We start from the raw sequence: 941 nt of genomic DNA, 5'->3' as shown, positions 1-941 counted from the left end.
CTCCAGGCGCAGGACCCCACGCTGGAGGACTTCGAGAACCTCGAGGGCTGCAACGAGATCCTGAACCTGACCCGCCCGGACATCGTGCGCTCCGTCCACGAGGCGTACTTCGCCGTGGGCGTCGACTGCGTCGAGACCAACACCTTCGGCGCGAACCACTCGGCCGCGACCGAGTACGAGATCGCCGACCGCGTGTACGAGCTGTCGGAGGCGGGTGCCCGCATCGCCCGCGAGGTGGCCGACGAGTTCGCCGCGTCCACCGGGCAGCAGCGCTGGGTGCTGGGCTCGGTGGGCCCGGGCACCAAGCTGCCCACCCTCGGCCACATCTCCTACGCGACGATCCGCGACGGCTACCAGACCAACGCCGAGGGACTGCTGGCCGGCGGATCCGACGCCCTCATCGTCGAGACGACCCAGGACCTGCTCCAGACCAAGGCCTCGGTGCTCGGCGCCCGCCGTGCGATGGAGGCGACCGGCGTCGAGGTGCCCCTCCTGGTCTCTATGGCCTTCGAGACGACCGGGACGATGCTGCTGGGTTCGGAGATCGGTGCCGCGCTGACCGCGCTGGAGCCGCTGGGCATCGACATGATCGGCCTCAACTGCTCGACCGGCCCCGCCGAGATGAGCGAGCACCTGCGCTATCTCACCCGCCACTCCCGCATCCCGCTGCTGTGCATGCCGAACGCGGGCCTGCCGATCCTGACGAAGGACGGCGCCCACTTCCCGCTGGACCCGGAGGGACTGGCGGACGCTCAGGAGACCTTCGTACGCGACTACGGCCTCAGCCTGATCGGCGGCTGCTGCGGCACCACGCCCGAACACCTGCGCCAGGTCGTCGAGCGCGCCCGCGAACTCAGGCCCGGTGCGCGTGATCCGCGTCCGGAGCCGGGTGCGGCGTCGTTGTATCAGACGGTTCCGTTCCGTCAGGACACCGCCTATAT

General features: G+C 69.9%; 1 protein-coding gene. It reads left to right on the top strand.

What is annotated here, in order from left to right; translation table 11 throughout:
* On the top strand, nucleotides 1-941 hold a 941-nt coding region (locus AC5P09_RS51960), incomplete at both ends, for a homocysteine S-methyltransferase family protein (RefSeq protein WP_493880632.1).

The organism is Streptomyces sp. a15, from assembly GCF_059026085.1.
This window is presented reverse-complemented; position numbering and strand designations above follow the sequence as displayed.